Raw genomic sequence first — 7,544 nt, 5'->3', positions numbered from 1 at the left:
GAGCAGGCGGGAATCCCGGGCCTTTAAGCCCGGGAGGATGTCAAACCGCCATCTCCCTGGTGAACACCATGCTGATGGCCACCTCCGACCGGGTCCGGGAGCTGTCCTCGCTGCAGTTGGCCGGGGCGACGCGACCCCAGGTGCTGCGGCTGGTGGGCGCCGAGTCCCTGGCCGTGGTCGCGGTCGGCGCGCTCCTCGGACTCGCCGTGGCGGCGCTCAACCTCGCCGGGATGCAGTGGGCGCTGGCCCTGCTGTCGGTGGACAGCACGGTCGACCTGCCGTGGACGGCCGTCGGGGCGGCCGTGGGCGCGTGCGCGGTGCTCGCGGTCGTCGCTTCGACCGTCCCGGCGTGGGCTGCGCTGCGGGGCCGTGCGGCGGCGCTGGCGGGGACACGGGAGTGAGTCTGCGCCGTGCCGCCGCCCGGCGCAGGGCGGCGGCACGGCGGCGGGTGCGTGCCGAGAACGCCGCCGGGACACGAGCCGCCCCTGTCCCCGGCGGCGCGTCGGGCCTGCCGGCCGTACCGGGAGCGGGCCTGCTCCGCCGTCCGCGCGGCGACCGCACCAGTGCGCGCCCATCGGTCCAGCGCGGCCACCGCGATCGATGCGGCGTCCATCACCCGGGATGGCGGCGGGCCGCCTCCTTTGTGTCCGACAGACAGGCCGAAAACGTCCGTCCCGAGGGAGGAGTGGTCCTGCTCGACCCACTGACTGATCTGGTCGGGCACCTGCCGCGTCCGTCGCTGCACGCCAGGAGGCGATTGGTCGCCGACGAGGCGGACGTCACAAAGGCGCGCGCTGCCCGGTCGTACGGGAGAGCGGCACTGTCCCGCCCGGAAGGGACGGCGCCGGCCGGCCCGCCCAGGCCGGCACACCGGGGGCGGAAGGGCGTGACAGGCCGCCCTTCCCCCTCCCCTCGATCCGTTGCGATCACCATTGTGGAGGTGCGGCACATGTCAGACAAAAAGACGCAGGGCGGCGGCGGGCAGCCGCGGTCGGAGGCGTGGAAGACGGCGGTGACCATGGTGCAGGAGACCACGCCGCTGGCTGTGCCCGAGGGCGCCTCGGGGATGACCATCGTCGTCGAGTGGCCCCCCGGCGACCCGGGGACCCCGCCGCACCGGCACTCGGGGCCGGCTTTCGGGTACGTGCTCGAGGGCGCGGTCCGCTTCGAACTCGAAGGCGAGCCGGAGCGGATCGTCAGGGCCGGCGAGACGTTCTGGGAGCCCGGCGGAGACGTGATCCACTACCAGGACGGCAACGCCCTGCCGGACGTACGGACCCGGTTCGTCGTGACCATGCTCTGTGCGCCCGGCCGGCCGATGCTCACCCTGGTCGACGACGAGGAACTGGCCCGGCGCGCCCACCTGCGCGCCCCGCGCCCGTCGGGGACCGGCGCGTGAACACTCCCGCGCAGGAGGCGGCGCAGCGGCAGGAGCTTCGTGTGCGGGGTGGCGCACCGCGCGCCGACGCGGTGCGCAACCGCCGCCGGATCCGTACGGCCGCGGCCGACCTGCTCGCCGAACAGGGCGCCGGGGTGTCGCTGGACCGGATAGCCCGCCAGGCAGGGGTCAGCAATGCGACGCTCTACCGCCACTACGGAAGTCGTGAGGAACTGCTGACCGACGTCGCCGAGGGTGTCGCGGCCGCGGCAGCCGCCGCCGAGGCCCGGCTCGACACGGGCGACCCTGTGCTCGCGCTGCGCGGTTTCCTCGAGGACCTGGCATCCGCGCGGCCGGCCGTCCTCTACTGCCTTCCGGAAGGCCCCCGTGAGGGGTCGGCGGCGGAGGCCGGACCCCGGGCCCGCGTGACGGCCGTGACACGGAGACTGCTCTACCGCGCGCAGCGGGCGGGGCGGGTACGCGTCGACGTGCCCGCCGAGGACGTCCTCGCCGTGGTGTCGCACCTCGGCCGTCCGCTGCCGGGAACCACCTGGCGGGCCACCGAGAAGAGCTGCCCCCGCTTGGTCCGCCAGTACGTGGACGGCCTGGCGGTGCCCGCTCCTCGGGTGCCGCAGGAGCCGTACCACCCGCCAGGGCCGTGAACGCACCGGTCGCGGCGGGCACGTCCGCCGCCCCGGTCTCCCGAGGACTGCTGGGGCCGCCCCTGGGCCCGGTCGACTCTCGCCGTTCGGCCCGCGCGGTTGAGCGTCAGGCTCAGGGAGCGGCCCGGTACAGCCCGCGCCCGGCCCGCTGGACCCGGGACGCGCCCACCAGCCGGTCGAGCGTGCTGCGCACCGCGTTGATGCTGCCGGCGTTCTCGTCCCGGCCCAGGGCGGCCGCGACGTCGCGGGCCCGCACCTCCGACCCGCCGGTGGTGGCCAGGAAATCCAGGATCTGCTCGGTGAGCCTGCCGTAGCCGCCCGCCGCGGCGGCGGGCCGCCCAGCCGTGGTGGCGTTCTCGGCATGGTGCGCGTCCCGGTACCCGGTCTCCTCGGCTGCCCCGCCGGCCCCGTTGACCGCGGCGAGAGGCTGCCGCTCCGCGGCCAGGTCTTCCACGGCCCCCGCGACCGGTCCCGAGACCGCGAGGCGGCTCAGGGCGGCCAGCGCCCTGCGCACGGATGACAGATGGGCGACGACGGCCGCCAACTCCCGCTCGAGTGCCTGCTTCTGCAGTTCGAGGCGTTGCAGCTCACCCTGCAGGGCTCCGGCCGTGACCTGCGGGTCCGCGGGCGTGCGCGCTGCTGAGACCATGTGTCCTCTCATTCCCGGCCTCTGGAGGCCAACGTCCGCGCACCCGGAGGAGTGCGGCGAACACACTCGGTGACTGTGCCGGAAGAACGCTCCCGGCGCCGCCTACGGCTCGACGACGCTGACATCGCCGACGTCCTCGGCCTCTGCCGCCGCGAGCAGGACACGAGTCAGATCGGGGAACTGTTCGTCCAGTTCGGCTCGGCGCAGCGCGACGTAGCAGCGCGTCCCCTCCTGGCGGGTGCGGGTGACGCCGGCCTCGCGCAGGATCTTCAGGTGGTGGCTCAGCGTCGACTTGGCGACCGGCGCCCGCAACTGGCCCCACCCGCGTTCCTTGCCGTCGGCCAGCACGCGCACGATTCCGATCCGCGTCGGATCGCTCAGCGCGGCGAGGACGCGGGGCAGACTCATCTCGCTCGTCTCGTGGGAATCCCCATGTCCGTCCACCATGGACCTCACAATAACCCGAATGTTCGAAGAATGTGGAACATCGGGCACACGAGGAGCGGCACACACAGGGTGTCGCCGTCGCGGCCGAGGGGCGCGGCAACGTCGCCGGCGCGTCCCTCGGCGTACGCGTCGCGCCGGGGCCGGTGAGCGCCGGGACGTCCGCGTCCGCCGGGGGCGGCATGACAGTTCGAAGGGCGCCGAGGGCCCACCGCACCGAAGCGAGGGGCGCGACGACCGCGGCACGTTCCGTCTCGCGGGCCTGTCTCTGGGGCTCGCCCCGGACCAGGCCATCCCGGAGGCCGCGCGGTGTGCTCCACGCTCCGGCCCCTGCGAGTCGCGGAGGTCGTGCGGTCCGCTTCACCTTCGCGTGTCGGTTCACGCGCATCGGCACCGTTGAGCACCCTATGGGCGTGTCATGCCTGCGATGTCCCCACTGTTGGGAACATGCGGTTTGTCAACGTGTGGTGCGTCTCTGTGGTGAACGATGCCGCCGTGGCGGAAAGCGGGCGCGCGGGACCAACCGGTGCACGTGGGGCGGCCACTCGCGGGAGGGTGTCGCGAGGGGGCGCGGCGCGGGGTGCGGTTCCCCGGGTCGATGACGCCTGTGACAGGATACGTGCGCGGGGCATCTAGTCAGGGAGACGCGTTGAGCACGGCGAACACGGAGACGCTTGCGGGCATCACTGCCAACTTTCGTCAGTATCTGATGGGTTGGGGTGAGACACAGCGCGACGGCCTCGACCGCTACCGCAGCGGTCTCGCGACGCCCCAGTTCAACGGCGTGGTCCGGGTGCGGTCCCTGGACGGGCTCGGCGGCGCCGTGACCACCGCGCGCACCGAACTCGCGGGCGTGCCCTGGTGGTGGTGGGCCGGCCCCGACAGCCCCGAAGGAACCGCCGACGCCCTGGTGCGGCACGGGGCGGTTTCGCTCGGTGCGATGCCGGTGATGGCACGGCCTCTCGACAGGGCCCCGGACCCCCTGGACGCGCTGCCCGGCCTGCGCGTCGAGGAGGCCGCGACCCCGGATCGGCTGGCCGAGCTCGTCGCCACGTACCGCACCTCGATGGGCATCGCCCCCGAGGTGGAGCCGGGCATCGTGCGGTTCGAGGCCCGGCGCGCGGACAACGCGGACGTCGTCCGCCTCGCCGCCGTGCTGGACGGCGAGGTCGTCGGCACGACGGTCGTGATCACGGCGCACGGCGTGGCGGGCATCTTCCTCGTCCACGTCGCGGAGGCGCACCGCCGCCGCGGCATCGGCGCCGCACTGACCGCGGCCGCCCTTCGCGTCGGGCAGGACCGCGGCACGCGCCTCGCCGCCCTCCTCGCCAGCCCGGCCGGCGAACCGCTCTACCGCCGATTCGGCTTCACCGCGGTCTCGGAGTACCGCCTGCTCACCCTGCCCGCCTGAGCGGGGCGGGAGTCCCGCGCCCTCCCGCACCGGCGGACGCCACCGGGCCGGCGCGGACCCTCCCGGGGCCGTGACCGGCCGTACTCCTGCGCCGTGTACCGTCGCCGAGGGGGCCGAGGCGCCGGACGGACAGCCGAGGCCCGCAGGTCGTCCCACGGGACACCGACCCGTACGCATGGAAGAGGTACGCACCGCATGACCACCGAACCGCTGCGCATCGGCGTCCTCGGCGCCGCCCGCATCGCCGGGGCCGCCATCGCCGCCCCGGCCCGCACGACCGGGCACCGGCTCGTCGCCGTGGCCGCCCGCGACCGCTCCCGGGCGGCCGGCTTCGCGGCCGAGCACGGCGTCGAGCGCGTGCTGGACAGCTACGCCGACGTCATCGCCGACCCGGAGGTCGAGGCCGTCTACAACCCGCTCGCCAACGGCCTCCACGGCCCCTGGAACCTCGCCGCCGTCGCCGCGGGCAAGCACGTGCTCAGCGAGAAGCCCTCCGCGAGCAACCTCGAGGAGGCCATCGAGGTGCGGGACGCGGCCGCCAAGGCGGGCGTCGTCGTCATGGAGGCGTTCCACTACCTCTACCACCCGGTCACCCGGCGCCTGCACGAGCTGCTGGAGTCCGGTGAGCTCGGCGAGCTCCGGCACGTGGAGGCCGTCATGAGGATCCCGGCCCCCGCCGCGGAGGACCCGCGCTGGTCTCTGCCGCTGGCCGGCGGCGCCATGATGGACCTCGGCTGCTACTCGCTGCACGCGGCCGGGTCCCTGGCCCCGTGGGCCGGCGGAGCCCCGCGCCTGGTCGCCGCCCGCGGCGGCGAGCGCGCCGGCGCGCCGGGCGTCGACGAGTGGCTGGACGCGGACCTGGAGTACCCGGGCGGCGCCACCGCGTCCGCCCGCTGCCACATGGACGCGGACGCCCTCGAGATGAGCTGGCGCATCGTCGGCAGCCGGGGCGAGGCCACCGCGCCGTGCTTCGTGCTGCCGCACACGGACGACCGGGTCGTGGTCCGGACGGCCGGGGGTGAGCGCGTCGAGGAGCTGGGCAGGCGTTCGTCGTACACCTATCAGCTGGAGGCCTTCGCGGCGGCGGTGCGTGGCGGTGCGGCGGTGCCCACGGACGCTGACGACGCCGTGGAGTCGATGCGAATGATCGACGCCTGCTACCGGGCGGCGGGTTTCGAGCCGCGTCCGCGGTTCGCCGGGGTCACGCCAGGAGCGGACGGGCCGTCGGTGTGATCGGGGCCGGCAGGCATGTGCTGCCGGTGAGCAGGCGGTCGACCGAGGCGGCGCCCGACCGGCCCTCGGCGATCGCCCAGACGATCAGCGACTGACCGCGGCCCGCGTCGCCCGCGACGAAGACCTTCTCCACCCCGGTGGCGAAGTCGGCGTCGCGGACGACGTGGCCGCAGTCGTCGAACTCCAGGCCGAGCTGGGCCACCAGCCCGCTGTTGCGCTCGGCCCCCGAGAAGCCCAGCGCCAGCAGCACCAGCTGGGCGGGGATGACGCGTTCGGTGCCCTGCCGCGGGCGGCGGTGCCGCGGCTCGACCCCGACGATGTGGAGCGCCCGCACGTGCCCCTCGTCGTCGCCCTCGAAGCGGAAGGTCGACGCGGAGAACACGCGTACGTCGCCCTCCGGGCCCGGCAGCGGCATGCCTCCGTGCTCCGCCGGGTCCCACAGACCGCGCCGGGCCAGTTCCCGGGCCTCCTCGTGCGCGGGGGAGACCCGGTAGACGCGCGGGTACACCGGCCACGGTTCGTCCTCGGACCGGCACTCCCCGGGCAGCGGGTTGATGTCGAGCTGGACGACGGAGGCCGCCTGCTGCCGCAGCACGGTCCCCAGGCAGTCGGCGCCGGTGTCGCCGCCGCCGACGATGACGACGTCCTTGCCCTTCGCGCTGACCGGTGACTCGGACAGGTCGCCCTCCTGGACCCGGTTCGCCAGCGGCAGGTACTCCATCGCCTGGTGGACGCCCGCCAGTTCCCGACCCGGCACCGGCAGCTCGCGCCAGGCCGTGGCGCCCACCGCCAGGAGCACCGCGTCGTGCTCGGCGACGACCTGCCGCGCGTCGATGTCGGCGCCCACCTCGATCCCGGTGCGGAATCGCGTGCCCTCGGCGCGCATCTGCGCCAGGCGCTGGTCCAGATGGCGCTTCTCCATCTTGAACTCCGGTATGCCGTACCGCAGGAGCCCGCCGAGCCGGTCCGCCCGCTCGTAGACGGTCACCGTGTGGCCGACCCGGGTCAGCTGCTGGGCGGCGGCCAGCCCGGCGGGTCCCGAGCCGATCACCGCGACGGTGCGCCCGGTGGGTCGCTCGGGCGGACGGGGGCGGGCGAAGCCCTCCTGCCACGCGCGGTCGGCGATGGCGACCTCGACGTTCTTGATCGTGACCGGGTCGGCGTTGATCGTCAGCACGCAGGCGCTCTCGCAGGGCGCCGGGCACAGCCGGCCGGTGAACTCGGGGAAGTTGTTGGTGGCGTGCAGCCGTTCCGCGGCGGCCTCCCAGTCCTCGCGGTACACCAGGTCGTTCCAGTCGGGGATCAGGTTCCCCAACGGGCAGGCGTCGTGGCAGAACGGGATGCCGCAGTCCATGCACCGGCCCGCCTGGGCGGAGATGATCGGCAGCAGGCTCTGGCCGGTGTAGACCTCGTGCCAGTCCCGCACGCGCTCACAGACGGGACGGCGTGGCGGGGTGCGGCGGGGGGTGGTGAGAAAGCCCTTGGGATCGGCCATGGCCGCCTCCGGCGCCGCCGTCGCGATCATCGGGAGTCACGGTGACCGCGTCCCCCGGCACACGGCGCCGTGAGCCCACGATACGTCGGGTGCGCGGGTATTTCGAAGGGTGCGGCCGGCGCGGTCCACCCGGCGGGAGGAAGGCACGACGACCGCGCGGCCACCGAAGGGCGTTCCATGATCGCCGGTGACCGGAGACCCGTCACCCGCGGACGCCGGCCGGGACGGGCGCTGCGCAGCCGATCGCAGACGTGGACGCCGACGCAGGGGTG

8 protein-coding genes and 1 pseudogene are annotated in these 7,544 nt (G+C 74.5%); 5 read left to right on the top strand and 4 right to left on the bottom strand.

Features of this window, described 5'->3' with window-relative positions; all coding sequences use genetic code 11:
• Positions 1–401: FtsX-like permease family protein (locus ACRWND_RS14060; RefSeq protein WP_431949078.1), on the top strand; the 401-nt coding region annotated here is incomplete at its 5' end.
• Between the two features lie 113 nt (positions 402–514).
• Here the strand turns inward: ACRWND_RS14060 and ACRWND_RS14055 are convergent.
• A pseudogene (locus ACRWND_RS14055) lies at positions 515–730 on the bottom strand (hypothetical protein); the annotation flags it as partial.
• A gap of 219 nt (positions 731–949) precedes the next feature.
• Here ACRWND_RS14055 and ACRWND_RS14050 point away from each other — a divergent pair.
• Together ACRWND_RS14050 and ACRWND_RS14045 are read left to right on the top strand one after the other, a co-directional pair.
• On the top strand, positions 950–1,399 hold the full coding sequence (locus ACRWND_RS14050; RefSeq protein ID WP_431949077.1) for a cupin domain-containing protein: 450 nt from the start codon (positions 950–952) through the stop codon (positions 1,397–1,399).
• Positions 1,396–2,040, top strand: coding sequence for a TetR/AcrR family transcriptional regulator (locus ACRWND_RS14045; protein ID WP_431949076.1), 645 nt, complete (start codon positions 1,396–1,398; stop codon positions 2,038–2,040). The genes ACRWND_RS14050 and ACRWND_RS14045 overlap by 4 nt, the downstream gene beginning before the upstream one ends.
• Before the next feature lie 112 nt (positions 2,041–2,152).
• On the opposite strand, the gene ACRWND_RS14040 is transcribed toward ACRWND_RS14045, so the two are convergent.
• Together ACRWND_RS14040 and ACRWND_RS14035 are read right to left on the bottom strand one after the other, a co-directional pair.
• Complete coding sequence (locus ACRWND_RS14040) at positions 2,153–2,689, bottom strand: hypothetical protein (RefSeq protein WP_431949075.1); 537 nt, start codon at positions 2,687–2,689, stop codon at positions 2,153–2,155.
• A gap of 102 nt (positions 2,690–2,791) precedes the next feature.
• A complete protein-coding gene (locus tag ACRWND_RS14035) occupies positions 2,792–3,136 on the bottom strand; it encodes an ArsR/SmtB family transcription factor (protein ID WP_431949074.1) in 345 nt (114 codons plus the stop codon).
• A 646-nt stretch (positions 3,137–3,782) separates the two neighbouring features.
• Here ACRWND_RS14035 and ACRWND_RS14030 point away from each other — a divergent pair.
• Complete coding sequence (locus tag ACRWND_RS14030) at positions 3,783–4,544, top strand: GNAT family N-acetyltransferase (protein WP_431949073.1); 762 nt, start codon at positions 3,783–3,785, stop codon at positions 4,542–4,544.
• Between the two features lie 195 nt (positions 4,545–4,739).
• Positions 4,740–5,777, top strand: a complete 1,038-nt coding sequence (locus ACRWND_RS14025) for a Gfo/Idh/MocA family protein (RefSeq protein WP_431949072.1) — start codon at positions 4,740–4,742, stop codon at positions 5,775–5,777.
• On the opposite strand, the gene ACRWND_RS14020 is transcribed toward ACRWND_RS14025, so the two are convergent.
• A complete protein-coding gene (locus ACRWND_RS14020; RefSeq protein ID WP_431949080.1) occupies positions 5,746–7,272 on the bottom strand; it encodes a glutamate synthase subunit beta in 1,527 nt (508 codons plus the stop codon). The two genes, ACRWND_RS14025 and ACRWND_RS14020, sit on opposite strands and share 32 nt — an antisense overlap.
• Positions 7,273–7,544 lie beyond the last annotated feature (272 nt).

The sequence above is a fragment of the Actinacidiphila sp. bgisy167 genome (assembly GCF_965342175.1).
In the GTDB taxonomy this organism is placed as follows: Bacteria; Actinomycetota; Actinomycetes; order Streptomycetales; family Streptomycetaceae; genus Actinacidiphila.
The sequence above is the reverse complement of the archived record's forward strand: the minus strand, read 5'-3'. Positions and strand labels throughout refer to the sequence as shown.

Coding starts and splice junctions, on each gene's coding strand:
- ACRWND_RS14025 (WP_431949072.1), top strand. CDS start 4,740: ATGACCACCGAACCGCTGCGCATCGGCGTCCTCGGCGCCGCCCGCATC.
- ACRWND_RS14040 (WP_431949075.1), bottom strand. CDS start 2,689: ATGGTCTCAGCAGCGCGCACGCCCGCGGACCCGCAGGTCACGGCCGGA.
- ACRWND_RS14020 (WP_431949080.1), bottom strand. CDS start 7,272: ATGGCCGATCCCAAGGGCTTTCTCACCACCCCCCGCCGCACCCCGCCA.
- ACRWND_RS14050 (WP_431949077.1), top strand. CDS start 950: ATGTCAGACAAAAAGACGCAGGGCGGCGGCGGGCAGCCGCGGTCGGAG.
- ACRWND_RS14035 (WP_431949074.1), bottom strand. CDS start 3,136: ATGGTGGACGGACATGGGGATTCCCACGAGACGAGCGAGATGAGTCTG.